Annotated in this window: 21 protein-coding genes and 1 pseudogene; 11 read left to right on the plus strand and 11 right to left on the minus strand. The window is 73.0% G+C overall.

Annotated features, from left to right (window positions below; all coding sequences use genetic code 11):
- Window positions 1-4: 4 nt before the first annotated feature.
- Entirely contained in the window at window positions 5-1282 is a 1278-nt protein-coding gene (locus ABWI04_RS21880) for an alpha/beta hydrolase fold domain-containing protein (protein WP_353833602.1), read from the minus strand.
- A gap of 175 nt (window positions 1283-1457) precedes the next feature.
- Between ABWI04_RS21880 and ABWI04_RS21885 the strand changes: the two genes are divergently transcribed.
- Window positions 1458-6110: an Lhr family helicase gene (locus tag ABWI04_RS21885; RefSeq protein WP_353833603.1), complete on the plus strand. Its 4653-nt coding sequence runs from the start codon at window positions 1458-1460 to the stop codon at window positions 6108-6110.
- Window positions 6111-6187: 77 nt separating this feature from the next.
- Here the strand turns inward: ABWI04_RS21885 and ABWI04_RS21890 are convergent.
- A pseudogene (locus tag ABWI04_RS21890) lies at window positions 6188-6994 on the minus strand (DMT family transporter); the annotation flags it as partial.
- Between the two features lie 69 nt (window positions 6995-7063).
- Here ABWI04_RS21890 and ABWI04_RS21895 point away from each other — a divergent pair.
- Window positions 7064-7636: a TetR/AcrR family transcriptional regulator gene (locus ABWI04_RS21895; RefSeq protein ID WP_353833605.1), complete on the plus strand. Its 573-nt coding sequence runs from the start codon at window positions 7064-7066 to the stop codon at window positions 7634-7636.
- Here ABWI04_RS21895 and secA2 read toward each other — a convergent pair.
- Complete coding sequence (gene secA2, locus ABWI04_RS21900; protein WP_353833607.1) at window positions 7617-9950, minus strand: accessory Sec system translocase SecA2; 2334 nt, start codon at window positions 9948-9950, stop codon at window positions 7617-7619. The genes ABWI04_RS21895 and secA2 overlap by 20 nt on opposite strands.
- A 235-nt stretch (window positions 9951-10185) precedes the next feature.
- Here secA2 and ABWI04_RS21905 point away from each other — a divergent pair, with 235 nt between their 5' ends.
- Window positions 10186-10320, plus strand: a complete 135-nt coding sequence (locus ABWI04_RS21905) for a hypothetical protein (RefSeq protein WP_258938661.1) — start codon at window positions 10186-10188, stop codon at window positions 10318-10320.
- Window positions 10321-10398: 78 nt separating this feature from the next.
- Here ABWI04_RS21905 and ABWI04_RS21910 read toward each other — a convergent pair whose 3' ends face one another.
- Window positions 10399-11622 (minus strand): ROK family transcriptional regulator, encoded by a 1224-nt coding sequence (locus ABWI04_RS21910; RefSeq protein WP_345174292.1) that lies wholly within the window; start codon window positions 11620-11622, stop codon window positions 10399-10401.
- 253 nt (window positions 11623-11875) lie between these two features.
- Here ABWI04_RS21910 and ABWI04_RS21915 point away from each other — a divergent pair, with 253 nt between their 5' ends.
- The 7 genes from ABWI04_RS21915 (at window position 11876) to ABWI04_RS21945 (ending at window position 19172) form a co-directional block, all read left to right on the plus strand.
- On the plus strand, window positions 11876-13147 hold the full coding sequence (locus ABWI04_RS21915) for an extracellular solute-binding protein (protein WP_345174291.1): 1272 nt from the start codon (window positions 11876-11878) through the stop codon (window positions 13145-13147).
- Window positions 13148-13169: 22 nt separating this feature from the next.
- Window positions 13170-14141, plus strand: a complete 972-nt coding sequence (locus tag ABWI04_RS21920) for a carbohydrate ABC transporter permease (protein WP_345174288.1) — start codon at window positions 13170-13172, stop codon at window positions 14139-14141.
- Window positions 14138-14977: a carbohydrate ABC transporter permease gene (locus tag ABWI04_RS21925; RefSeq protein ID WP_345174285.1), complete on the plus strand. Its 840-nt coding sequence runs from the start codon at window positions 14138-14140 to the stop codon at window positions 14975-14977. The genes ABWI04_RS21920 and ABWI04_RS21925 overlap by 4 nt, the downstream gene beginning before the upstream one ends.
- Complete coding sequence (locus ABWI04_RS21930; protein ID WP_353833608.1) at window positions 14974-16431, plus strand: glycoside hydrolase family 3 protein; 1458 nt, start codon at window positions 14974-14976, stop codon at window positions 16429-16431. Before ABWI04_RS21925 ends, ABWI04_RS21930 begins: the two co-directional genes overlap by 4 nt.
- 476 nt (window positions 16432-16907) lie before the next feature.
- Window positions 16908-17372, plus strand: a complete 465-nt coding sequence (locus ABWI04_RS21935) for an RrF2 family transcriptional regulator (protein ID WP_345174280.1) — start codon at window positions 16908-16910, stop codon at window positions 17370-17372.
- Between the two features lies 1 nt (window position 17373).
- Window positions 17374-18165: a DNA-formamidopyrimidine glycosylase family protein gene (locus tag ABWI04_RS21940; protein WP_353833609.1), complete on the plus strand. Its 792-nt coding sequence runs from the start codon at window positions 17374-17376 to the stop codon at window positions 18163-18165.
- Window positions 18166-18293: 128 nt separating this feature from the next.
- Complete coding sequence (locus ABWI04_RS21945) at window positions 18294-19172, plus strand: LysR family transcriptional regulator (RefSeq protein WP_345174276.1); 879 nt, start codon at window positions 18294-18296, stop codon at window positions 19170-19172.
- Here the strand turns inward: ABWI04_RS21945 and ABWI04_RS21950 are convergent, their stop codons facing one another.
- From ABWI04_RS21950 to ABWI04_RS21970, 5 genes are all read right to left on the minus strand, one after another.
- Entirely contained in the window at window positions 19173-19673 is a 501-nt protein-coding gene (locus ABWI04_RS21950; RefSeq protein ID WP_345174274.1) for a hypothetical protein, read from the minus strand.
- A 93-nt stretch (window positions 19674-19766) separates the two neighbouring features.
- Window positions 19767-20234 carry a Dps family protein gene (locus tag ABWI04_RS21955; protein ID WP_345174272.1) on the minus strand — a complete coding sequence of 156 codons (468 nt, stop codon included), beginning with the start codon at window positions 20232-20234 and terminating at the stop codon, window positions 19767-19769.
- A 130-nt stretch (window positions 20235-20364) separates the two neighbouring features.
- A complete protein-coding gene (locus ABWI04_RS21960; protein WP_089313015.1) occupies window positions 20365-20718 on the minus strand; it encodes a helix-turn-helix domain-containing protein in 354 nt (117 codons plus the stop codon).
- A 111-nt stretch (window positions 20719-20829) separates the two neighbouring features.
- Window positions 20830-22125, minus strand: a complete 1296-nt coding sequence (locus ABWI04_RS21965) for a CinA family nicotinamide mononucleotide deamidase-related protein (protein WP_353833610.1) — start codon at window positions 22123-22125, stop codon at window positions 20830-20832.
- Window positions 22126-22581: 456 nt separating this feature from the next.
- On the minus strand, window positions 22582-23094 hold the full coding sequence (locus ABWI04_RS21970; RefSeq protein WP_353833611.1) for a DUF1990 domain-containing protein: 513 nt from the start codon (window positions 23092-23094) through the stop codon (window positions 22582-22584).
- Window positions 23095-23180: 86 nt separating this feature from the next.
- Here ABWI04_RS21970 and ABWI04_RS21975 point away from each other — a divergent pair, with 86 nt between their 5' ends.
- On the plus strand, window positions 23181-23966 hold the full coding sequence (locus tag ABWI04_RS21975; RefSeq protein ID WP_353833612.1) for an MOSC domain-containing protein: 786 nt from the start codon (window positions 23181-23183) through the stop codon (window positions 23964-23966).
- Between the two features lie 21 nt (window positions 23967-23987).
- Here ABWI04_RS21975 and pgsA read toward each other — a convergent pair whose 3' ends face one another.
- Both pgsA and ABWI04_RS21985 read right to left on the minus strand, forming a co-directional pair.
- Window positions 23988-24581 (minus strand): CDP-diacylglycerol--glycerol-3-phosphate 3-phosphatidyltransferase, encoded by a 594-nt coding sequence (gene pgsA / locus ABWI04_RS21980; RefSeq protein WP_345174265.1) that lies wholly within the window; start codon window positions 24579-24581, stop codon window positions 23988-23990.
- Window positions 24578-25650, minus strand: a 1073-nt coding sequence (locus tag ABWI04_RS21985; protein WP_353833613.1) for a MiaB/RimO family radical SAM methylthiotransferase, incomplete at its 5' end; no start/stop codon positions are given. The genes pgsA and ABWI04_RS21985, both read right to left, overlap by 4 nt.

Genomic DNA, 25650 nt, shown 5'->3' on the forward strand with positions numbered 1-25650 from the left:
CACGCTATCCGACGGATGGTTCTCCCAGGGACCGCGTCACCTCGCCGGGCACCTCGGGGGCGCGGCCCTGGCGGTACTGGCGGTGCAGGCCCGTCAGGTACCGTTCGACGCCTTCGATGACCCGGGCCGTCCGGTAGGAGGGGAAGACGTCGAAGCCGTGCTGGGCGCCCTGCATCTCGGCGTAGAGGACGGGCGAGTCGGAGACCTCCCGCAGCCGCTCGACGAATCGGCGGGCCTCGACCACGGGGATGAGCGAGTCGCGGCTCCCGTGGATGACGAAGAAGGGCGGCGCGTCTTCGCGGACGTAAGTGACCGGGGACGCCTTGGCGTACGCCTCCTGGTTCTCCGCGAAGGGCTGCTTGACGACCATCCGTTCCATGAGGCGGGTGGTGCCGAAGGGTCGGGGAAACGTTCCCGGCTCGAAGAAGTTGTAGAAGCCGTAGAAGGGGACCGCGCCCTGCACCGTGGTGTCCGCGTCCTCGAAGCCCGGCTGGAATTCGGGGACGTTCGCGGTCAGGGCCACCATCGCGGTGAGGTGCCCTCCGGCCGACCCCCCGGTCACGCACAGGAAGTCGGGGTCTGCCCCGTACTCCTCGGCGTGCTCCTTGTACCAGGCGACGAAGTGCTTCAGGTCGATCAGGTGCTCCGGCCAGGTGGCGCGCGGGCTGAGCCGGTAGTTGACGTTGAAGCCGACCCATCCCTGGACGGCCATGTGGTTGAGCAGCGGCAGCCCTTGCTCGCGCTTGTCGCCGATCACCCAGGCTCCGCCATGGATCTGCATGAGCCCCGGGCGCAGCTCGCCGTCGGCGCGTTCGGCCGCGGGACGGAAGACGTCCAGTTTCAGGCGCAGGCGGCCTTCCTGCCGGTACACGACGTTGCGTTCGACGCGGACGCCCTTGCGCGGGACCAGGCACAGCGGGGGGACGATCAGGTGTCCGAGCGGGTAGCGCGGCGCGCCCTCCGGGTCCAGTTCGAGGGGAGCGCCGCTGTCCCGGAGGGTGACGACCGTCCGGCGGGAAGCCGCGAGGGTGGCCGCGACGCCCGCCATGCCGAGGACCGCCAGGGCGAGCCCGGTCCAGCCCGCCCAGCCTTCCAGTCCCCCGAAGGCCGCGGCCAGGGCCGCGGCGGCGGCCCCGGTGACCAGGACGTGCGGTGCCAGCTCGATCGTGAGCCAGCCCGCGAAGAAGCTCGCGGTGAGGAGGCCGGGGCTGCGCCGCGGGGCGTACGCGTTGGCCGCCGTCAGGGCGAACAGGACGCCCAGGGCGAGGAGGACGTAAGGCATCGCTACTCCCTTGCGGAACGTGGGCCTGCCCGCTCCACCATGACCATACAAGCGCTTGCTTACAATAGTTCCCGCGGGGAGGAGCGCCCCCCGCACCCCCCGGTTCGCTTCGCTCCTCCGTGTGAGCCGCGCCACGCCCGCGCATTCTGTCCGACCCGCAAGGCAGTATGGCGACATGGGCGGTGACGTGCTCGAACGTTTCTCCCCGGCGACCCGCGCCTGGTTCACCGGGGCCTTCGCCGCACCCACACCCGCGCAGGCCGGGGCGTGGGAGTCCATCGCCGGCGGCGACAACACGCTGGTCGTGGCCCCCACCGGGTCCGGCAAGACCCTGGCGGCCTTCCTGTGGTCCCTCGACCGGCTCGGCACCGAAGCCCTTCCGGAAGACCCCCTGCACCGCTGCCGCGTCCTGTACGTGTCGCCGCTGAAGGCCCTCGCCGTCGACGTCGAGCGCAACCTGCGCGCCCCGCTGACCGGCATCCGCCACGCGGCGCGGCGCCTCGGCCTGCCCGAGCCGGACGTCCGCGTGGGCATGCGGTCGGGCGACACCCCGGCCGACGAGCGCCGCCGCCTGGCCGTCAGGCCGCCCGACATCCTGATCACGACGCCCGAGTCGCTGTTCCTGATCCTCACCTCGCGGGCGCGCGAGTCGCTGCGCGGGGTGGAGACCGTCATCGTCGACGAGGTGCACGCCGTGGCGGGCACCAAGCGCGGCGCGCATCTCGCGCTGTCCCTCGAACGGCTGGACGCGCTCCTCGAACGCCCCGCCCAGCGCGTCGGCCTGTCGGCGACGGTCCGCCCCGCGGACGAGGTGGCGGCGTTCCTGGGCGGGCCGAGGCCCGCCGCCGTCGTCCAGCCGCCTTCGGAGAAGGTGTTCGAGCTCGACATCGTCGTCCCGGTGGAGGACATGGGCGAGGTCGGCCGGTTCGTCGACGACTCGGGGACGCCCGACCCCCGCCAGCGCAGCATCTGGCCCCACGTGGAAGACCGCCTGCTCGACCTGATCCAGGCGCATCGCTCGACGCTCGTGTTCGCCAACTCCCGGCGCCTGGCCGAGAGGCTGTGCGGACGGCTGAACGAACTCGCCTACGAGCGCGCCGCAGGCGAGCCCCTGCCGGAGGACCACTCCCCCGCGGCGACGATGGCCCAGGCGGGCGCCGCCAAGGGGGCGCCCACGGAGATCGCCAGGGCGCACCACGGCTCCGTCTCCAAGGAGGAGCGGGCCGGTATCGAGAACGCCCTGAAGGAGGGCCGGCTGCCCGCGGTCGTGGCGACGTCCAGCCTGGAGCTGGGCATCGACATGGGCGCGGTGGACCTGGTCGTCCAGGTGGAGTCGCCGCCGTCGGTCGCCAACGGGCTCCAGCGGGTCGGGCGCGCCGGCCACCAGGTCGGCGCCGTGTCCAAGGGCGTCATCTTCCCCAAGTACCGGGGCGACCTCGTGCAGACGGCCGTGGTGGCCGAACGCATGCGCGGCGGCGAGATCGAGGAGCTCCGGTACCCGCGCAACCCCCTCGACGTCCTGGCCCAGCAGATCGTCGCGATGGTCTCCATGGACGAGTGGACGGTCGACGACCTCGAATCCCTCGTCAAGCGCGCCGCCCCCTACGCCACGCTTCCCCGGTCGGCGCTGGAGGCGTCCCTGGACATGCTCGCCGGGCGCTATCCCAGCGACGAGTTCGGCGAACTCCGTCCCCGTCTTGTCTGGGACCGCGTGACCGGCGTGCTGCGCGACCGTCCGGGCGCCCAGCGGCTCGCCGTGACCAGTGGCGGGACGATTCCGGACCGCGGCCTGTTCGGGGTGTTCCTCGTCGGCGAGAAGGCGTCGCGCGTAGGCGAACTCGACGAGGAGATGGTGTACGAGTCGCGCGTGGGCGACGTGTTCGTCCTCGGTGCGAGCTCATGGCGGATCGAGGACATCACCCCCGACCGCGTGCTCGTCTCCCCCGCCCCGGGCCAGCCCGGCAAGCTGCCGTTCTGGCATGGCGACACGCTGGGGCGTCCGGCCGAACTGGGCCGCGCGCTCGGTTCGTTCACCCGCGAGCTGGCCCGGCTGCCCCAGGAGGAGGCGCAGGAGCGCGTCACCTCGGCCGGCCTGGACGACTGGGCTTCCGCCAACCTCGTCTCCTACCTGACCGAGCAGCGTGAGGCCACCGGTCACGTACCCGACGACCGCACGATGGTCGTCGAACGGTTCCGCGACGAGCTCGGCGACTGGCGCATGGTCGTCCACTCGCCGCTGGGCGCTCGTGTGCACGCTCCCTGGGCGCTCGCCATAGCCGGCCGCCTGCGCGAGCGGTACGGCGTCGACGCTCAGGCCATGCACGCCGACGACGGCATCGTCATCCGCATCCCGGACATGGACGAGCCCCCCGGCCTCGACCTCGCCGTCTTCGACGCCGACGACATCGAGCGCATCGTCGTCGACGAGCTGGGCGGGTCGGCGCTGTTCGCCGCCCGGTTCCGCGAGTGCGCGGCGCGCTCGCTGCTGCTCCCCCGCCGCCGTCCCGACAAGCGCATGCCCCTGTGGCAGCAGCGCCAGCGCGCCGCGCAGCTCCTGGCCGTGGCGAGCAAGTACCCGTCGTTCCCGATCGTGCTGGAGACCATGCGCGAGTGCCTGCAGGACGTGTTCGACGTCCCGGGCCTGGTGCAGCTCATGCGCGACCTGTCCGGACGCAAGGTCCGCATGGTGGAGGTGGAGACCTCCGAGCCGTCCCCCTACGCGCGTTCCCTGCTGTTCCACTACGTCGGCGCGTTCATGTACGAGGGCGACTCGCCCCTCGCGGAGCGCCGCGCGCAGGCTCTCGCGCTCGACTCGGCGCTCCTCGCCGAACTGCTCGGCCAGGCCGATCTGCGCGAGCTGCTCGATCCCGACGCCGTCGCCGAGACCGAACGCGAACTCCAGCGCCTCGCCTCCGACCGCCGGGCCCGTGACATGGAGGGCGTCGCCGACCTCCTCCGCACGCTCGGCCCCCTCAGCACGGCCGAAGCGGCCGAGCGCACACTGCCCGCGAGCCTCGGCGCCCCACCGGACGAGACCGCGGCCACGGCGGGTGACGAAGAGACCGCCGCGGTCAGCGAGCCCGTCCCGGGCGGGGTGCTGGTCCAGGTGTCGCGGTGGCTGGCGGAGCTCGAGGCGACACGGCGGGCGATCCGCGTGCGGATCGCCGGGGAGGAGCGCTGGGCCGCCATCGAGGACGCCGCCCGGCTCCGGGACGCGCTCGGCGCGCCGCTGCCGGTGGGGGTGCCGGAGGCGTTCCTCGAACCGGTCGACGACCCGCTCGGCGACCTGGTCTCCCGGTACGCGCGCACGCACGGGCCGTTCCGGGCGGCCGAGGCCGCCGCGCGCTTCGGGCTGGGCGTCGCCGTGGTCGTCGAGACGCTGCGGCGGCTGTCGGGCGCGGGCCGGGTCGTCGAGGGGGAGTTCCTCCCGGTCGGTTCCGTGACAGGCCCGCTGACGACCGAGTGGTGCGACAGCGGCGTGCTGCGGATGCTCCGGCGGCGTTCCCTGGCGCGCCTGCGCGCCGAGGTCGAGCCGTCCCCGCCGGAGGCGCTCGGCCGGTTCCTGCCGGTCTGGCACGGCATCTCGGGCGGGTCGCGGCTGCGGGGCATCGACGCGCTCGTCCAGGCGATCGAGCAGCTGCAGGGCGCGGCGGTCCCCGCCTCCGCGCTGGAGTCGCTGGTCCTGCCGTCGCGGGTGCCCGGCTACACCCCGGCCATGCTCGACGAGCTGACCTCGGCCGGCGAGGTCGTGTGGGCGGGCCAGGGAGGGCTGCCGGGCGGCGACGGCTGGGTGGCGCTGTACCTGGCCGACACCGCCCCGCTGCTCATGCCGGCCCCGGCCGAGATCACGCTCACGCCGGTGCACCAGGCCGTCCTCGACGCCCTCGGCGACGGCGGCGCGCTGTTCTTCCGGACGCTGTCCGACCGCGTGAACAAGCAGGCCACCGCCAACGACGCCGACCTCGTCACCGCCGTGTGGGACCTCGTCTGGGCGGGCCACCTCACCAACGACACGCTGGCCCCGCTGCGGTCCGCGCTCGGGTCGGGCCGTCCGACGCACCGTTCCCGGACGACGCGCCGCGGACGTCCCGTCCTGCCGTCCCGGACGGGTCCGCCCACGGTCGCCGGACGCTGGTGGCCGCTCCCCGAGAGCGAGGCCGCCGCGACCCTGCGCTCCCACGCGCTCGCCGAGGCGCTCCTGGAGCGGTACGGCATCGTCATCCGCGGCGCCGTCGCCGCCGAACGCACCCCCGGCGGCTTCTCCGCCGTCTACCCGGTCCTGCGCGCGTTCGAGGAGACGGGGCGCTGCCGGCGCGGCTACTTCGTCGAGGGCCTGGGGGCCGCCCAGTTCGCGCTGCCGGGCGCCGTCGACCGGCTCCGGGCGCTCCGCCCGGCGGCGGCCGCCGCACCGGACGACATCTCCGCCCTCTGGGAGACGCCCGGCAAACCCGCGGTCCGCGCGCTCGTGCTCGCGGCGGCCGATCCCGCCAACCCGTACGGCGCGGCGCTGCCCTGGCCGGAGCGCGCCGACGAGGTCGCCAGCGGCCACAAGCCGGGCCGCAAGGCCGGCGCGCTCGTCGTCCTGGTCGAGGGGCGCCTCGTCCTCTACGTCGAGCGCGGCGGGCGGACGCTCCTGACCTGGGACGACGATCCCGGCGTCCTGCAGCCGGCCGTCGACGCGCTCGCCCTGGCCGTCCGCGAGGGGGCGCTCGGCAAGCTGACCGTGGAGCGCGCCGACGGCGAGGCGATCGGCGACTCCCCGCTGGCCGCCGCGCTCGAGTCGGCCGGGTTCCATCCCACGCCTCGCGGGCTGCGGCTGCGCTCCTGACCGCCCGAGCCCCGAAGCGCGACGGTCACGGCGGCGGCGCATACGAGCACGCCCAGGAGTGACGGCAGGGTGAGCGTGCTGCCGAACATCAGCCATCCCCACAGCATCGTCGTGGGCGGTGTCAGGTAGAGCAGGGCGGACACGCGCGCGACCCCTGTGCGCCGGACGTTGACCCAGTACAGCCCGTACCCGCCGAACATCGCCAGCACGACGAGGATGGCGATGGCGGTCCAGAACGCGGGGTCGGCCGGCGGAACCAGTGAGCCGTCCACGCCGGCGAAGCCCGAGAACACCACGGCGCTCACGCCGGCCTGGACGGCCAGCGCCTCCGGGAGCTCCAGCGAGGGGCGCGTGCGGCGTTCGACGAGGGTGGCGCCGACGAGGGAGAGCATGGCGGCGAAGGGAAGCGCGTACGCCCAGGCCGGGGCGTCCGCGCTCAGGTCGCCGCCGACGACGAGGGCGACGCCGCCGAGACCGGCGGCGAACCCGGCGAGTTGCCGGCGGCCGACCGGTTCGCCGAGCAGGGGCGCGGCGAGCGCGACCGCGACGAGCGGCTGCAATGCCGTGATCAGGCTGTTGACGCCCTCCACGACGCCGTGCTCGGCGGCGAGGAACACGCCGGAGAGGTAGCCGACCTGCCCCAGCGTCCCGATCAGGGCGTGCAGGGCCAGGTCCCGGGGCGGGATCCGGCGGCGGCGCCACAGCAGCCAGATGCCGAGCGCGCCCGCGCCGATGACGAACCGCCAGGCCAGCAGCGCGCTCGCGGGCGCGCTGCGGGTGCCGAGCTCGGCGCCGACGAACCCGGAGCTCCACATGACGACGAACGCGGCGCCCAGCAGGGCGTCCGATCGGCGGATGTCCACTGGCCCTCCCGAGGTATACATACCGGTATACCTACAACGTAGCCATACCGGTATGTATACTCCGAGTCACCCCCGGAGGAAGGAGCCGAGATGTCCGCGCACGACCGGCCGCTCACCCCCGCCGCCCGGCGGGTCCTCCAGGCCGCGAGCGAGCTGTTCTACGAGCGCGGCATCGGCTCGGTCGGCATGGAGCTGATCGCCGCCGAGGCGGGCGTCACGAAGAAGACCGTCTACGACCGGTTCGGCTCGAAGGACGCGCTGATCCTGGCCTACCTGCGGGCCCGCGACGAGCGGTGGCGCGCCTTCACGACCGGCCGGATCGCCGAGGCCGGCGGCGCCCGCGAGCGGGTGCTCGCCACCTTCGACGCCCTCGGCGAGTGGATGGCCGCCGAGTGCGGGCGCGGATGCTCGATGGTGAACGCCTGCGCCGAGCTGCCCGACCCGTCCCACCCGGTCCACGGGGCGGCCGCCGAGCAGAAGGCGTGGGTGCGCGCCCTCTACGCCGGCCTGGTGGGCGACGGCGTGCTGGCCGACCAGCTGCTCATCCTGCACGAGGGCGCGATCGTGGCCTTCAGCGTGGCCGGCGTCCGCGACGCGGCGGCCCTCGCCCGCGCCGCCGCCGAGGCGATCGTGCCCCGGGAGCTCAGCGCCGCCGCCCCCTGAACATGTTGATCAGCCCGCGCAGGGCCCGCTCGTCCAGGGACCCGAACGGGTTGTCGTGGACGAGGTAGGTCCAGGTCGCCGACGGCCGCTTCAGCCCCGCGGAGTCGAGGTCGACGCCGTCCTCGGAGGCGGTGAGGGCCTCGAAGGCGGCCACGGACCGCTTCCGCGCGTCGGACAGGAGCCGCTTGCCCGCCGGGACGGCCTCCCGGTTGAACTCGACCAGCGGGTCCAGGCCGCGGCCGAGCGACCGCAGGTGGATGCCCTCGCGCAGGTCGGCGAGGAAAGCCAGGTGCTCGGCCCAGCAGCGGTCCAGCTGGTACAGGACGATCTGCCGCGCGGCGCCGGCCACCGCCTCCGCGCCCGCGATCGCGGTGAGCTCGGCGTGCCGGTCCGGGGCGTCGGCCGCCATGGCCTTGTCGGCGGCGTCGCCGTGCAGGACGGCGTCGCGCTCGGCGAGCACCTCCCGCCGCTGGAGCCCGATCAGATGGTTGTACCGCCACGTGTTGCGGTGCAGCTCCAGGTCGACGCCCTCCGCGACGCGCTGGGCGTGGCCGACGATCCAGTGCGCGCCCTTGTCGGTGATGAGCCCGTCGTCTCCGGCGGGCGCCGTCGACTCCTCGTCCGGCGCGTAGCGGGTGACGAGGTCGTCCTGGAGGCTGGTGAAGAACACCGAGCCGCCGGGGTCGCCCTGCCGTCCGGCCCGGCCCCTGAGCTGGTCGTCCAGGCGGCTGCTGTGGTAGCGGCCCGTCCCGATGACCAGCAGGCCGCCGGCGCGCGCGACCCGGTCGTGGTCGGCGCCGTCCCGCTCGGCCGGGGCCGTGCCCGGGGCGGACGGCGAGGGGCTGCCGCCCAGCCGGATGTCGGTGCCCCGGCCGGCCATCTGGGTGGAGACGGTGATCGCGCCGTACGCGCCCGCCTCCGCGATGATCGCGGCCTCCTCGGCGTCGTTCTTGGCGTTGAGGACGACCCGGTCGAGCCCGGCGCGGGCCAGCCGGCGGGCCAGCCGCTCGGACTCGGCGACGTCGCCCGTCCCGACCAGCACCGGACGCCCCTCGGCGTGCGCGGCGGCGATCTCCTCGACGATCGCGACCTCCTTGTCGGCGGCGGTCGCGTAGAGGCGGTCCGGCTCGTCCTCGCGGACGCACGGCCGGTTCGGCGGGACGACCGCGATCGGCAGCGAGTAGAACTCGGTCAGCTGCCCGGCGACGGCCATCGCGGTGCCCGTCATGCCGCACCGGACGGGATAGCGCCCGATCAGCTCCTGCACGGTGATCGAGTCGAGGATCTCCCCGCTCGGGGAGGCGTCCAGGGCCTCCTTCGCCTCGACCGCCGCCTGCAGGCCGTCCGGCCAGCGCTGCAGCAGGGCGACCCGGCCCCGCGACTCGCTGACCAGCTTCACCGCGCCGTCGCGGACGATGTAGTCCACGTCGCGGTGCAGCAGGACCTCCGCGTGCAGCGCCACGTTCACGGCGGTGAGCGCGGCGAGGTTCTCCGGCGCGTAGAGGTCGAGCCCGAGGGCGCGCTCCACCTCGCGCGCCCCGGCCGCCGTGAGCTGGACGTTGCGCGCCTCGTCGTCGGTGGCGTAGTGCAGCCCGGGGCGCAGCCGCCGGACCAGGTCGGCGTGCCGCGGATCCGCGGCGTCGAGGTCGGCGGCGCCCGCGAGCACGAGCGGCACCATGGCCTCGTCCACCAGCACCGAGTCGGCCTCGTCGATCAGCGCGACGGACGGCTCGGGCAGCACGAGGTCGGCGGCGCCGGTGGCGAGCCGGTCCCGGAGCAGGTCGAACCCGACCTCGCTGACCGGCGCGTACGTCACGTCCGCCCGGTAGGCCTCGCGCCGCTCGGCGGGGGTGGACGACTGGCCGACCCAGGCGACGGTGACGCCCAGCATCGCGTAGAGCGGGCCCATCCACTCGGCGTCGCGCCGCGCCAGGTAGTCGTTGACCGACATCACGTGGACCCGGTGGCCGCGCAGCGCGTGCCCGGCCGCCGCCAGGGCGCCCGCCAGGGTCTTGCCCTCGCCGGTGGCCATCTCGGCGACGTGCCCCGACAGCATCGCGAGCGTTCCGAGGAGCTGCACGTCGAAGGGCCGCTCCCCCAGGGTCCGCCGGGCGGCCTCCCGGCCGAGGGCGCACAGCTCCGCGAGGTCCTCCTTCCGGCGGAGGGCGGACGCGGCGGCGGTCAGCTCCGCGTCCGGCAGCTCCCGGACGCGGGACTCGCGCGCCGCCGCCTCGTCCACCAGGGCGCGCAGCGGCGCGAGATCGACGCTTCCCGGCTTCTGGACGAGGCGCCGCAGACGGTCACGCAGCGCCATGAAGTCCCCTCGGTTCGTCGCTCACGGTTCCCCCAACGGGCGGGTAGAAGTCGGCGTTCCCCATGATCTCAGCGCGCCGGGCCCGGGACTGTCCAGGGCGGGCCTCCGCTGTTGGTCTGACCTCGAATTCATTCCTCGGGCGGATACCCCCCGGCCCTTTCGTTTGAGAGCATGGCCGCATCACGGGGTTTGCGGTGGCCCAGGGGAAAGCGCCACCGCGGAACGGGGTTTCGGCATGACACCTACGGCACGCAAGGCCGCCGCTCTCCGGCGCAAGCGTCAGATCATCAGCCAGACCGTCATCGACCGCGCGCTGAACGACCCTCGGCGTCATCCGGAGGTCGCCGTCGCGGCGGCGTCCGCCAAGTAGGGGAACGGTCCACCGCGCGATCGGGAAGCGCCCGCGCCCGCCGGGCGCGGGCGCTTCCCGCTTCGCCGACGCGCCTTCCTACGATGCCCCCGCGGCCGAGAAGACGTCGTCGCGGGCCTGCTCCAGCGCCGCGTGCAGGGCGCCTCGCAGGACGGGGTTGCCCTTCACGCCGGTGACGGCGACGGCGGGGCGGGTCGGGCTGATCCGGCCGACGATCGACTCGATGCGGGTGGCCAGCGGCCGCCCCCCGGCCCGGCCGAGGCTGCCCGACAGCACCATGAGCCCCGGGTCCAGGACGATGTTGACCGAGGTCACGCCGTAGGAGATGCGGTCGGCGAGCTCGTCGAGGAACGGCCCGCCGCGGTCCTCGTCGGCGGCGGCCGCGCGGACGCAGTCCACGGCGGTCGGCTCGGCGATGCCGTGCTGGTGGGCGAGGGCTCGGACCGCGTCGGCGCCCACCAGGGCCCCGTAGCCGCCGGCAAGGGTCGGGATCCCCCAGGTCGTCGACTCGGTGACCCCCTCGTCCTGCGTGGCGCGCCGGGCGGCTCCGACCGGCAGCGGCGCCCCGGGGACGGGAAGGTAGCCGATCTCCCCCGCGCCGCCCCACCGGCCGCGGTGCAGCCGTCCGCCCAGCATCACCGACAGGCCCATGCCGCGGTCGAGCCACATGAGCGCGAAGTCGTCGGCGTCGCGGGCGGCCCCGTAGGCCCGCTCGGCGATCGCGGCGAGGTTCACGTCGTTCTCGATGGTCACGGGGCGGCGCAGGTCGGTGCGCAGCGCGGCGAGGACGCCCTCGTGCCAGGCGGGCAGGTCGAAGGAGAACTGGACGTCGCCGGAGCGCGGGTCGACGACGCCGGGCGTCCCGATGACGAACGCGCTCAGCTTCGACACCGCGACCTTGGCCGAGCGGCACGCCTTGACGACGGCGCTGTGCACCATCTTGACGGGGTCGTCGGCGCCGTTGGGGTCCACGGTCACCTGGGCGACGATGTGGCCGGTGATGTCGGCGACGCCGGCCGTCACCCCGTCGGGCCCGACCTCCAGGCCCGCGACGTACGCGCTGGACGGGACGACCGCATAGAGTGCGGCGTTGGGGCCCCGCCCCCCGGCCTGCTCCCCCACCACCGAGACGAGCCCGCGCTCCTCCAGCCGTGACAGCAGCTGGGACGCGGTCACCTTCGACAGCCCGGTGTGCTCGCCGATCTGCGCGCGGGTGAGCGGGCCCTGCTCGACGAGCAGGTCCAGCGCCGCGCGGTCGTTCAGCTCACGCAGCAGCCTCGGCGTTCCCGGGCGTCTTGCCATTGCGACCCCTGATGTCTCAATCCGCTAACGAGCAGTTTTGTTTAGGAAAGTTTCTTGTTAGTTTACGCCCAAGCGCCGACCGGCACGGTACCCCGGGTCGGGGGCGCTCGCAGAGCGCGGACTGGCGAGCAGGGCGCCCGCGAGCGATGCGAACGCGAGAGGGGCATGGCTGGGACCCTAAAGGGTCCGCGCCGTCTCCACTCGCACCGCAGGCCACAAGGCCGCGCGAGGCGATGCCGGAAAGGAACCCCCAGTGAAGTACATCAAGGTTGCGGCCGTGACGGCCGCGATCGCCCTGGCCGCCACGGCCTGCGGCGGCGACGGCAAGGACGGCGACGCGGGCGACGGCAAGGACCCGGCGCAGCTCAAGGTCTGGATGATGGGCGACGGCACGCCCGAGCAGACCAAGATCCTCGACGGCGTCGAGGCCGAGTTCAAGAAGAAGCACCCGAACACCGACGTCCAGGTCAAGTACGTGCCGTGGCCGCAGGTCGCCACCACCTTCCAGAAGGCGGCGGCCGGCGGCGAGGGCCCCGACGTCACCGAGCTCGGCAACACCGACGTCCAGTCCCACATCGAGCAGGGCAGCCTCGCCGACATCACCGACGAGTTCAAGGGCTGGGCCGACGGCAAGACGCTGAACAAGACCGCGCTCGGCAACGACACCGCGGACGGCAAGACCTACGCGGTGCCGTGGTACGGCGGCGTCCGCGGCGTCTGGTACCGGACGGACTGGTTCCAGGAGCTCGGCATCCAGCCGCCGAAGACGTGGGCGGACCTCACCGCCGCCGCGAAGAAGGTGCAGGAGGCCAAGAAGGTCCCCGGCATCGGCATCCCGAGCGACCAGACCAACGCGCTGCTCAGCTTCGTGTGGGGCAACGGCGGCGAGGTCGCCGTCGACGACGGCAAGGGCGGCTTCAAGGGCCAGCTCGACCAGCCGCAGGCGGTCGAGGCGGTCAAGTACTACGCCGGGCTCGTCACCACCGAGAAGGTCGCGCCCGCCAAGTACGTCGGCAAGAACGAGCTGGAGGGCCCGCAGCGCGACTTCGCGCTCGGCAAGCTCGGCATGTACGTCGACGGCAGCTGGGCGCTCAAGGAGATGAAGAAGATCTCCGAGAAGAACGCCGACAAGTGGGGCGTCTTCCCGATCCCGAGCAAGACCGGCGGCAACGCCCCGGTCATGGCGGGCGGCTCCGACCTCGCGGTCTGGAAGGACAGCAAGGCCAAGAGCGCGGCCTTCGACTACATCACGCTGCTGAACGACGCCAAGAACGCCAAGATCTGGGCGGACTACAGCGGCTTCTCCTCCATGCGGTCGGACGTGAAGTTCTCCGACCCCAAGCTGGAGGTCTTCACCTCGATCGCCGGCAACACCAAGTTCCCGCCGATCAGCGCCGGCTGGGGCGAGTTCGAGCAGGCCAAGAAGGTGCTGCCGAACGCCGTCAAGGCGATCATGCAGGGCAAGTCCGCCGAGGAGGAGATGAAGAAGGCGAACGAGCAGGCCAACACGCTGCTGAACCCGTAGTACCCGGCTGATCGGAACGTCCATGCTCGACACCGCTCCCGCGGTGCGGAGAGCGCCCGGCCGGAGAACGTCCGGCCGGGCGCGCCCCCGCCGCAGGCCCCGCTTCGGGCCCTACCTGCTGATCGCGCCCACCGTGCTCGTGATCGCCGTCCTGATGTTCTGGCCCATGATCCAGATCGGGGTCATGTCGTTCCAGAAGGTCGGCAACCGCCAGCTGCGCGGCGAGCCGGCCGAGACGGTGGGGACCGAGAACTTCGACAAGATCTTCAACGACCCGTTCTTCTGGCAGACCCTGCGGCACACCGTGCTGTTCGCCGTCGTCGCGGTGTCCCTGACCCTGGTCGTCGGGACGCTGGTGGGGCTGCTGCTCAACAAGCTCGGCAAGCGGATGTCGAGCTTCGTCGCCGGCGGCGTCATGGTCGCCTGGGCGACCCCGCCGGTCACCGCCGCGATCATCTTCAGCTGGCTGTTCGGCACCACCGGCGGCCTGGTCAACTGGTGCCTGGACCTGCTGCCGAACTTCCTGGTCGGCGGCGGCTGGAGCGACTACAACTGGTTCGCCACGCCGCTGTCCACCTACACCGTCCTCACCGTGTGCGTCGTCTGGCAGGCGTGCCCGTTCGTCGCGGTGTCCGTGCTGGCCGGGCTGAAGAGCGTCCCGGGCGAGCTGTACGAGGCGGCCCGGGTCGACGGCTCCGGACCGTGGCGGACGTTCTGGAGCCTCACCTACCCGATGCTCAAGCCGATCTTCCTCGTGCTGGTCGTCATGTCGATCATCTGGGACTTCAAGGTCTTCACGCAGCTGTTCATCATGGCCGGGATGGCCAACCGCGACGCGTTCAACCTGTCGCTGTACGGCTACTCCGAGGCGTTCGGCTCGCTGAATCCGAAACTCGGCATGGGCTCGGCGATCGCGCTCGTGCTCACGCTCATCCTGCTCGTCGTCACCGCCCTCTACGTGCGGGTCATGGTCCGTCAGGGGGAGACCCGATGAGGCGCCTGCCGCGCAAGCTGCTGCTGAACGGGACGGGCCTGCTGGTCTTCGCGATCGCGGTGTTCCCCGTCTTCTGGATGGCCTCCACCGCGTTCAAGCCCAACACCGAGATCTTCAGCACGACGCCGAAGCCGCTGCCGTCCCATCCGACGCTGGAGCACTTCGACCTGGTACTGAACGGCGGCATCGCCGAGGTCTCCTTCTGGGAGTACTTCCGCAACAGCGCGATCCTGGCGCTCGTCACCGTCCTGGTGTCGGGGCTGCTCTCGCTGATGGCCGCGATCGCCGTCGCCCGCTTCCGGTTCCGCTTCCGCACCACCTTCCTGATCATGCTGCTGGTGGTGCAGATGGTCCCGTGCGAGGCGCTGGTCATCCCCCTGTTCCTGGACCTGAAGCAGCTGGACCTGCTGAACAGCCTGGCCGGCCTCGTCATCGTCTACATCGGGTTCGCCGTCCCGTTCGCGATCTGGATGCTGCGCGGCTTCGTCGCCGCGGTGCCCCGCGAGCTGGAGGAGGCCGCCGCCATCGACGGCGCGGGCCCCGTCCGGACGTTCCTGCGCGTCATGCTCCCGCTCGTCGCGCCCGGCCTGGTGGCGACCAGCATCTTCTCCTTCATCACCGCCTGGAACGAGTTCATCTTCGCGTTCACGTTCCTGGACGACCAGACCAAGTACACCCTGCCGATCATGCTGCAGTTCTTCTTCGGCCGCAGCGGCAACGCCTGGGGGCCCATCATGGCAGCGTCCACGCTGCTCACCATTCCCGTCATCGCCTTCTTCCTGATCGTCCAGCGCCGCATGGTGTCCGGGCTCACCGCCGGGGCGGTGAAGGGGTGACGACCGACGACATCGCGACCACGGCCGAGATCGCCCGGCTCGCCCGCGGCACGCTGCTCCCGTCCTTCCCCGGCGCGACCGCGCCCCACTGGGTCCTGGACGAGCTGGAGGCCGGCCTCGGCGGCGTCACGCTCTTCGCGCTCACCGGCAACGTCCCGAGCCCGGAGGCGCTGGCCGCGCTCACCGCGCAGATGCGCAAGGCCGGCGACCCCTTCATCACGATCGACGAGGAGGGCGGCGACGTCACCCGCCTCGGCGGCCACACGACCGGCAGCCCCTACCCGGGCAACGCCGCGCTCGGCGCCGTCGACGACCCCGAACTGACCCGCCGCATCTACCGGTCGCTCGGCGCCGAACTGGCCGAGGTCGGCGTCAACTTCAACTTCGCGCCGTCGGTCGACGTCAACACCGCCGACGACAACCCCGTCATCGGCACCCGCTCGTTCGGCTCGGACCCCGCGCTGGTCGCGCGGCACGCCGCCGCCGCCGTCACCGGCACGCAGGAGGCGGGCGTCGCCGCCTGCGCCAAGCACTTCCCCGGCCACGGCGCGACCGTGGACGACTCCCACCTCGGGATCCCGCTCGTCGACGCCGACCTGGACCTGCTGGACCGCCGCGAGCTCGTCCCGTTCCGGGCGGCGATCGCGGCCGGCACCCGCGCGGTGATGACCGGGCACCTCAACCTGCCCGCCATCACCCACGGGGCGCCGGCCACCCTCTCCCCGGAGGCGATCACCGGCCTGCTCCGCGAGCGGCTCGGCTACCAGGGCGTGATCGTCACCGACGCGCTCGACATGCAGGGCGCTAGCGGCGCCATCGGCATCCCGGAGGCATCCGTGCGGGCCCTCGTCGCGGGCGCCGACCTGCTGTGCCTCGGCCCCCGCGAGCACGCCGAGACCGTCGAGGCCACCCTCGCCGCGATCGACGAGGCCGTCCGCGCCGGGCGCCTCCCCCTCGCCAGGCTGGCCGACGCGGCCGAGCGCACCCGCCTGCTCAGGGAATGGCTCGCCGGGCACAGCCCCGCCGCCGTCGACCGGCCCGCCGGCCTGGAGGCCGCCCGCCGCGCCGTCCGCGTCACGGGCGCGCTGCCCGGCTGGACCGCGGCGCCCCTGGTCGTCGAGACCGAGTCGACGGGCAACATCGCGGTCGGCCCGACGCCCTGGGGCCTGCGCCCGTGGGCGCCCGACGCCGTCCAGGCCGACGGCGCGGACGGGACGGCGGAACGTGTCTTGGACCGTGCCAAGGGGCGCGGTCTCGTCATCGTCCTCCGCGACGCCCACCGGCACGCCGGCCAGCGCGCCCTCACCACCGCCCTCCTCACCGCCCGCCCCGACACCGTCGTCGTCGAGATGGGCCTCCCCGTCTGGCGCCCCCGCTCCGCCGTCTACATGGCCACCTACGGCGCCGCCGCCGCCAACGCCCAAGCAGCCGCCGAACTACTGGGACTGTGTTGATTGCCTTTTCTCCTCCTTCGGGCCTTGACGGCCCTCCATCGTCGAAAAATGCGGGCGATCGCTGCATCGCTCCGACTCGCCTTGGCGGCTCGCTTCGCGATCAGGTTCTCGCTTCGCTCGAACCTGCCTTCGGACGCGATCGCAACCAGTGAGGTTGTTGCGGGGTTGCGGTGGCGGCTGAGGTTGTTGGCGTAGTTGCGGTGGTGGCTGAAGTCGTTGCGGGGTTTGCGGTGGCGGCTGAAGTCGTTGCGGGGTTTGCGGTGGCGGCTGAGGTTGTTGCGTGGTTGCGGTGGTGGTTGAGGTTGGTGCAGTTGGGGGTGCTGGGGCGCGCGGGGGGTGTGGGGTGACCGCGTGGCCTTCTAGACCACGGCGCATCGCCGGACAAGAGCCCGGTTCCGGCGGTGCGCCGTGCTTCGGGGTTGGCGGGAGGGGCGCCGGGAACCGAAGTGGTCCTATCGGCAAGGGATAATGCGAATATGCGATTGTCCGCCCGGGTCGACTACGCGCTACGCGCCTCCGCCGAGCTGGCGGTCGCCGGGAGCCATCCGGTGACCGCGGTCCAGCTCGCCGAGGCCCAGCAGATACCGCCCAAATTCCTGGAGAACATCCTCGGCCAGCTGCGGCGGTCTGGGCTCGTACGAAGCCAGCGGGGGCCCGAGGGCGGCTACTGGCTGGCGCGTCCGGCCGAGCGGATCTCGATGGCCGACATCATCCGCGCCATCGACGGGCCGCTGCTCGGCGTGCGGGGCGAGCGGCCCGAGCACGTGGGGTACGAGGGGCCCGCGCGGTCCCTGCAGGAGGTGTGGATCGCGCTGCGCGCCAGCGAGCGGTCGATCCTGGAGCAGGTCACGCTCGCGCACATCGCCGCCGGCGAGCTCCCGCCGTCCGTCCAGAAACTGACCGAGGACCCGTCCGCCTGGGAAAGCCCCTCCCTGATCTGACATGCCCGAGGGCGACGTCGTCTGGCTGACCGCCCGGCGCCTGCGCGAGGCGCTGAAGGGGCGGGTGCTGACGCGCTCGGATTTCCGTGTGCCGAGGTACGCGACGGTCGACCTGCGCGGACGGACCGTCCTGGACGCGGTCTCGCGCGGCAAGCATCTCCTGGTGCGGGTGGAAGGCGGGCTGACCGTCCACACCCACCTGAAGATGGAGGGGCGCTGGCAGATCCGCAGGGCCGGGCCTCCGCCGCGCGACCACCGGGTGCGGCTCGTGCTGGCGAACGCGGAGTGGCAGGCGGTCGGGTACTCGCTGGGGGTGGTCGAGTTGCTGCGCACCGACGATGAGGCCGCGGCGGTCGGGCACCTCGGGCCGGACCTCCTCGATCCGGCGTGGGGGCCGGAGCTGGCGGCCGAGTCCGTCGCGCGGCTGGCGGAGGAGCCGGAGCGGGCGATCGGGGAGGCGCTGCTCGACCAGACGAGGGTCGCGGGAATCGGCAACGTCTACAAGGCCGAGGTTCTGTTCCTGCGGGGCGTGAACCCGTGGACCGCCGTGCGGAACATTCCCGACATCTTGGGGCTTGTGCAGCTCTCTCACCGCCTTCTGGAGGCCAACAAGGAGCGGCACGGCCACATCACGACCGGTGAGCTGGGGCGCGGCCGGGAGCACTGGGTGTACGGGCGCGCCGGACGTCCGTGCCGCAGGTGCGGAACGCGGATCGAGCGGGCGGAGCAGGATGAGCGGGCGACCTTCTGGTGCCCGCACTGCCAGCCGGTCGGCGCCCGCCCTGCCCCCTGAGAGCCCAGGGCGGGTCGCCGCCTTTCCGGGTCGCCGGATCCTGCGCCCTTGCGCAGAGCCTGCGCCGGTCCGTGTTCCAAGTCAATTCTCGGGTTTTGTTGGGCCTCTCCAAGGTCTAGCTTGGGTGGGTGACTTTGGACGATCTCCGTGTGTTCGTAGCGGTCTGTGCGGCGGGGAACCTGAGCGCGGTGGCGCGGGAGCTGTCGTGCAGCCAGTCGGCCGTCAGCCAGCACGTCAAGCGGCTCGAACGCGAGACCGGGCTCGTGCTGCTGGAGCGGCGGCCGCGCGGGGTGGCTCCGACCCGCGCGGGACGCGTCCTTCACGAGGCGGCGCGGGAGGGGATCGCCGGGCTGGACGCCGCGCTGCGCCAGCTCGACGATCTTCGGCGGGGGGTGGGGGGCACCGTCCGGGTCGCGACCGGGGCCACGACCGTGCGGCATTTCATGGCGGCGGGGGTGGCGGAGTTCCGGGATCGGCACCCCGACGCGGCGCTCCAGTTCGAGACCGCCGGGTCGAGCCGCCGGTGCCTGGAGGCGGTCCGGTCGCACACGGCGGATCTGGCGTGGGTGACGATCGGGCCGGCGCTGGAGGGCGTCGAGCAGCGGGCGTCGTGCGAGCTGCCGTGGGTGCTCGCCGTGCACGCGGACGATCCGCTCGCCTCGCGGGCGTCCGTGGCGCTGGGCGAACTGGCCGCGATCCGCTACATCGAACTGCCCGCGCACTCGACGTCCCGCGTCCATCTGGAGATGCATCTGGAACGCCACGGAGTGCGGCTCGCGTCCACCACGAGCGTCGCCGACTGGGACACCGCGCTCCTGCTGGCCGAACTGGACCTCGGCCAGGCGATCCTGCCCGCGCTGCCCGGATGGGGAGCGGGGCCGGGAGACGTCCGGCTGGTTCCGATCCCGGAGCTGCCGCCGCTCACCGCCGGATGGGCGGCGCGCCGCTGGGACGCCCTGAGCCCGCTCGCCGTCGAGTTCGCCGAGACCGTCCTGGCGCATCTCTGATCAGCGGACGGTCACCCGCCCGTTCGCCACGGTCAGCACCACCTGCGGGGGGCCTTCGCCGCAGTGGGGGCCGTTGGGGAACGTGGCTTTCGGTGTGACGTCGAGGCGCTGGGTGAGAGAGGTCCGGCCCTTCGCGTCGCGCAGCTTGAGGGTGATGTCGACGGGCTCCTTGGGGAGGCCGGGGAGCCGCGCGAAGCCCGACTTGCCGCCGTCCGGCGACGCGGAGGCGCCACAGACGGCGTCGGGGCCGTCGCCGTCGCAGCCGGTCGAGACGGCCTTCGAGGTCGGCGCCAGCTCGATCCGGGGGTCCTGGCACGTCCCGTTCCAGCACGCCCGCAGGGAGGCGGCGGCGACGCGCGAGCCGTCGGGGACGACCAGGTTCACGCCGGCCTCGGATCCGATCATCGTGCAGGGACGGCCCGCGCCGTCGCTTCCGGAGCCGCAGGCGGCCAGCGCGAGCAGGGCGGCGGCGAGCGGCAGGGCTCGGGAGAGTGCGTGCATCCCTCATAATCCGCAGATCGCGGATCAAATCGGGGCGGAACGCAGAAAACCCCGGTCCTCGCCGGGCGGCGGGCCGGGGTCTTCGCCGGTGGGTCAGGTCTGCGCCTGGAACATCCAGTGCTGCTTCTCGAGCTCGGCGGTGATGCTGATGAGCAGGTCCTGCGTCACCGGGTCCGGCTCGTCGGTCGCCTCGATGCGCTCCCGGAACCGCGCGATGATCTGCGCGAGGATGTCGGTGATCGCGGCGACGACCTTGTCGTCGGCGAGGTAGCCGGCCTCCAGCTGCGGGATCGTCGTACGGTCGGCGACCGTGCGCACGCGGCCGTCGGGGTTCGCCCCGATCGCCACGGCGCGCTCGGCGACGTCGTCCTGGCCGCTGCGGGCCAGCGCGACGATCTCGTCGAGGTGCTCGTGGACGACCTTGAAGTTGCGTCCGGTGAGGTTCCAGTGCGCCTGCTTGGCGACCAGAGCGAGATCGATCAGATCGATGAGAGCGCCCTGCAAAGCGTCCCCGGCGGCCTTCAGTGCCGCGTCGTTGAGCGGGCTCTTGACCGACGCCATGAACGGGCTCCTTCCGCATCGTTACGGTTATCCGTTACAACACGGGAAGCTCCCCGGGAATGCCGAGTTCATGCCGTGAGGCCGCGCACACCCGCGACCCCGGGTCGGGGCATGAACGCGCCGGAAACGGTCAGGCGGCGACCATGTCGGCGCGAAGCTCGCCGGTGATCTCCTCCGGGGTCTCCGGAATGCTCTCGGCGGAGATGCGCTCGTGCTCCGGCGCACCCGCCATGACGGGCTCGTGCTGCAGCTCGGCGAGGGCAAGCTGATCCGCGACTTCCCTCAGCACATGCGACAGCGGGACGCCCAGGGCCTTGCAGATAGAGGACAGCAACTCCGAAGAGGCCTCTTTCTGACCCCGCTCGACCTCGGAGAGGTAGCCGAGTGACACCCGCGCTGCCGCGGACACCTCACGGAGGGTGCGTCCCTGGCGCAGCCGCAGCTGCCGCAGTACGTCACCGAGCAGCTGGCGAAGCAGGACCATCGTCTCGCTCCCTCCCTCAGTTCGGACCATCTGCCGGTTCCACCGTACCCGCCTTGGCGGCGGCGGTGGCAGACCGTTGATTTCGTGTTCGCTCGCAACGTAACGCTGTAATCAGCCCCGATCTTCCCGATCTGCCCGAGCCTCTCCGCTCACGTCGGCGACGTCAAGTCCCAGCAGCCGGCGTCTCAGCAGCTCAAGCGCGTGCACGACGGTCATCCGGCGGATCACCGCACGGATCTCCGGCCCCGTCCCGGGCACCGGGAGTTTCGGTCCGACCACCGTCAGCGAGTCTCCAGGTCCGGCCAGGCCGATATAGACCGTTCCCACGGGACGGCCGTCCTGCGGATCGGGGCCGGCGACGCCCGTGACCGCGAGCCCGTACGTCGCCCCGACCGCGTCCCGGACGCCCGCGGCCATCCCGGCGGCCACGTCCGGGTGGACGGCCCCGTGCTCGGCGAGCAGGTCGCCCGGCACGCCGAGCAGCCTCTGCTTCAGGTCGGTCGCATAGGTCACCATGCCGCCCGCGTAGGTGCCGGACGACCCCGGCGTCGCGGTCAGCTCGGCGCCGATGAGGCCGCCGGTCAGCGACTCGGCCGTGGCGACGGTCTCGCCCCGCTCCAGGAGCAGCCGGTGCACGACCAGGCCGAGTGACTCGTCGTCGACCCCGTAGACCGACGGGCCGAGCAGCTCCCGGACGCGCGACTCCACGTCCAACAGCCGCCCGGCGGCGTCCCGGCCGGCCACGGTGATCCGGATCTTCACCTCGGCGGGGTCGGGCAGGTAGGCGAGCTTCACCCCGTCCATCGCCTCCACCTCGGCCAGGCGGGTCGCGATGACCGACTCCCACAGCCGGGCGGTGCGCAGCGTGCGGCGCGCGACGGACGGCAGCCCGGCGACCTCCGCGAGCTCCGGCAGGACGACCTCGTCCATGATCGTGCGCATCTCGAACGGCACGCCCGGCAGCGCGTAGGCGACCCCGCCGGGCAGCTCGACGCGCAGGCCGGGAGCCGAGCCGGCGGAGTTGGCCAGCAGCCGCGCGCCCTCGGGGACGTCCGCCATGCGCAGCGCCATCGGCTGCAGCTCGCGGCCGGCCCGCGCGACCCGCTCTCGCAGCCGCCGCTCCAGCTCCGGGTCGCGGACCAGGGCGACGCCCGCCGCCTTGGCGAGGGCGTCGCGCGTCACGTCGTCGTAGGTGGGGCCGAGCCCGCCGGTCGTGATGACCGCGTCGGCCCGGTCGAGCGCGGACTCGACCGCCGCGACGATCACGTCGAGCTCGTCGCCGACGACCACGCTGCGGGTGACCTCGACGCCGTGGTCGGCGAGCCGGCGGCCGAGCCACGCGGCGTTCCCGTTGATCGTGTCGCCGAGGAGCAGTTCGTCCCCCACGGTGAGCAGTTCGACCCGCATCGCGTCCCCATCCGTCCCCGCCGCGCGGGATCCGCCGCCTCGCGCGAGCATCCCCGAATCTACCGGCGAGGGCCCGCGACGGGCCCGGCGGATCGCCGGTTCACCGGAAAAACCGACCGAATGAGGACGCCGCCGGATCCCCGCCTTCACACCCGCCCCACCGGCATAACGCTTTTCCGTCGTCGCGAAAAGAGACGGCCGCGTTTATGTCCGCCGAGCCCGGACCGCGCCGGACGCTGCGCGCGGCCGGGACGCCGCCCGGGACGCGCATCGTCGCAGCACGTCATCGGCCCCGGCCGCCGACAATGGCGAGAAGCGCAGGTCACATTGTGAGTCAAAACTCATTCCGCCGATTCGTGCACGGGGACGCCGGCAGGGATAATCGAATAGCGCGGGGGCGCCCCTAAAGCGGGGCCGCGGGGCCACGACCGGGGTGGGCGTGGTCCCGCGGCCCACCTAATCCCGCGCCAGCCGGCGCAGCACGGTTCCGCAGCGGCGGGCATAGGCCCGCTGGAACACGCGCCCGAGCGGGCCGGCCAGCCTCGCGGCCGCCGTCGCCGGACGGCTGAAGGCCGTGACCGTCAGCCACACGTCGCCCTCGTCGTCCAGGTGCACGACGAACGACTCCTCCCCCGACTCCGGGTGGCCCGGAAGCGTGCCGTACGCCCATCCGGCGTAGCGCTCCTCCTCCCGCGTCCACACGATCCGGCAGGGCGCCTTCAGGCGCAGCGGCCCGGCGCCCAGCCCGATCACGACGCTCACCCCGGGTGCGGCGCGCGGCGCCGACGCCTCCACCCGGACCGGCAGCGCCCGGTGCATCCAGAACTCCATGACCGCGTCCGCGGCGTTCCGGAAGGACGCGGGACCCCGCCCGACGAGCGTCCGCTGCCGCATGTGCCGGTACCCGGCCGGGCGTTCGGCGTCACGCGTCGCGCCGACCTCCGGGTAGGTGAAGTCCTGCGCGGTCATGCCCTCGGCCTCCAAGCTGACGTATCCGCGTCAAGTATCGCCCGTACGCCTGGCCGCCCGGCCGGCCGGTCCGTAACGTCCGACGCATGATCGCCGTTGTCGCCGCCCTGAACGTCTTCCCGGTCAAGAGCGCGGGGGCGGTCCCGGCCGCCGAGGCCGAGCTCTCGCCGGACGGGCTGCGCCACGACCGGGAGTTCATGCTCGTCCGTCCTGACGGGCGGCATCTGTCGCAGCGAGAAGTCCCCGAACTGGCGCTGCTCCATCCCGCGTTCGACGGTGTGAAGCTCGTCGTCCACACCGCGCTCGCACCCGCGCCCCTGATCTGCGTGGCGGTGGACGGCCCCGCCCGCGACGTCACCGTGCACCGCCGTCCGTGCCGGGGAGTGGACCAGGGCGACGAGGCGGCCGGCTGGTTCTCCGAGACCCTGGGACTCCCCTGCCGGCTCGTCCGCTTCAGCGGGACGCGCCCCACCGCGCTCGGCGGCGGCACCCTGACGTACGCCGACGGCTACCCCGTCTCGGTGCTGTCGGAGGAGTCGCTCGACGACCTGAACCGGCGGATGGGCGCCCGCCTCCCGATGGCGCGCTTCCGTCCCAACATCGTCCTGCGCGGGCTCGGCCCCTACGGCGAGGACTCCGTCACCCGGCTGCGCGGCGACCAGGTGGACATCGAGCTCGTGAGGCCGTGCGGCCGGTGCGTCATCGTCAACACCGACCAGGACACCGCCCGGCGGTCTCCCGAGCCGCTGCGCGCTCTCGCCCGGTACCGCGCGGAGCGCTTCGACGGCGCCCGCGAGATCATGTTCGGAAGGCTCGGCGTGCTGCGCGCGCTCGGCGCCCTCCGCGTCGGCGAGGAGCTCACCGCCTCCTGACGGCTCGCGACGCGCCGGCGCTCAGGAGGTCTCGTCGGACGTGCGGCGCATGCGCCAGGCCTGGACGACGTAGTCGATCCCGGTGACGACCGTGACGACGAGCGCCGCGCCCATCGTGACCCAGCGCAGGTAGTCCAGGGGGCCCGGCAGGATGTAGAAGCCGATGGCGAAGACCTGGAGCGTCGTCTTCAGCTTGCCGCCCTTGCTCGCCGGGATCACGCCGCGGCGGATGACGACGAACCGCATCACCGTGATGCCGATCTCGCGGACGAGGATGGCGGCGGTCACCCACCACCACAGCTCGCCCATCGCCGACAGGCTGATCAGCGCCGCCCCGGTGAGCGCCTTGTCCGCGATCGGGTCGGCGATCTTGCCGAAGTCGGTGACGAGGCCGCGCGCCCGGGCGATGTCGCCGTCGATCTTGTCGGTGATCGAGGCGACCGCGAACACGGCGAAGGCGGCGAACCGCCAGCCGGTGCCGTCCAGGAAGAACAGCCAGACGAAGAGCGGCACCAGCGCGATCCGCAGGAGCGTGAGCGCGTTGGCGATGTTCCACACGCCGGCCTGTGGCGGATCCGGCGTGCCCGCGACCGGCTCGGGCGTGCCGGCGATCACGAGACGTCCGCGACGAGGTCCACCCCGTCGCTGCCCACGACCCGGGCCTCCACGATGTCGCCCAGCGCGAGCCCCTCGCCGCGCACCAGGACCGTCCCGTCCACCTCGGGCGCCTGGTGCTCGGCGCGGCCCTCGAAGCCGCCGTCCCGCGCCCCGTCCCCGGCCTGGTCGGCCTTGTCCTCCAGCAGGACGCGGACCACGGAGCCGACGCGGTCCTCGGCGCGCTGCGCGGTCAGCTCCTCGGCGAGGCCGGACAGCTCCTCCACGCGGGCGGCGACGTCGGCCGGGTCGAGCTTGCCGTCCAGGTTCGCGGCCTCCGTACCCTCCTCGTCGGAGTAGCCGAACACGCCGACGGCGTCGAGCCGGGCTGCGGACAGGAACTCCACCAGCTCCTCGAAGTCGTCGTCGGTCTCGCCGGGGAAGCCGACGATGAAGTTGGAGCGCACGCCCGCCTCCGGCGCCAGCGCCCGGATCTGGTCCAGCAGCCCGAGGAACCGCTCCCGGTCGCCGAACCGGCGCATGGAGCGCAGCACCGGGCCGCTCGCGTGCTGGAAGGACATGTCGAAGTACGGCGCGACGCCGGGCGTGCCGCAGATCGCCTCGATGAGGCCGGGGCGCGTCTCGGCGGGCTGCAGGTAGCTGACCCGCACCCGCTCGACGCCGTCGACGGCGGCGAGCTCCGGCAGCAGCTTCTCCAGCGCCCGCAGGTCGCCGAGGTCCTTGCCGTAGGACGTGGAGTTCTCGCTGACGAGGACCAGCTCGCGGACGCCGTGGTCGGCGAGCCAGCGCGCCTCCTCCAGCACCTCCGCGGGCGGGCGCGACACGTACGCGCCGCGGAACGCGGGGATCGCGCAGAACGTGCAGCGCCGGTCGCAGCCGGACGCCAGCTTCAGCGGCGCGACCGGGCCGCCGCCGAGGCGCCGCCGCAGCACCCGCGGACCCGACGCCGGGGGCACGCCGTCCGGCAGCTCGTCCTGCCCGCCGTGGCCCGGGTCGTGGGAGCCGTGCGCCCCCTGGCGCACGTCCGGGCAGATCGGCAGGAGGGAGCGGCGGTCGCGCGGGGTGTGCG

This window comes from Actinomadura sp. NPDC000929, assembly GCF_040492065.1.
Taxonomy (GTDB): domain Bacteria; phylum Actinomycetota; class Actinomycetes; order Streptosporangiales; family Streptosporangiaceae; genus Spirillospora; species Spirillospora verrucosospora.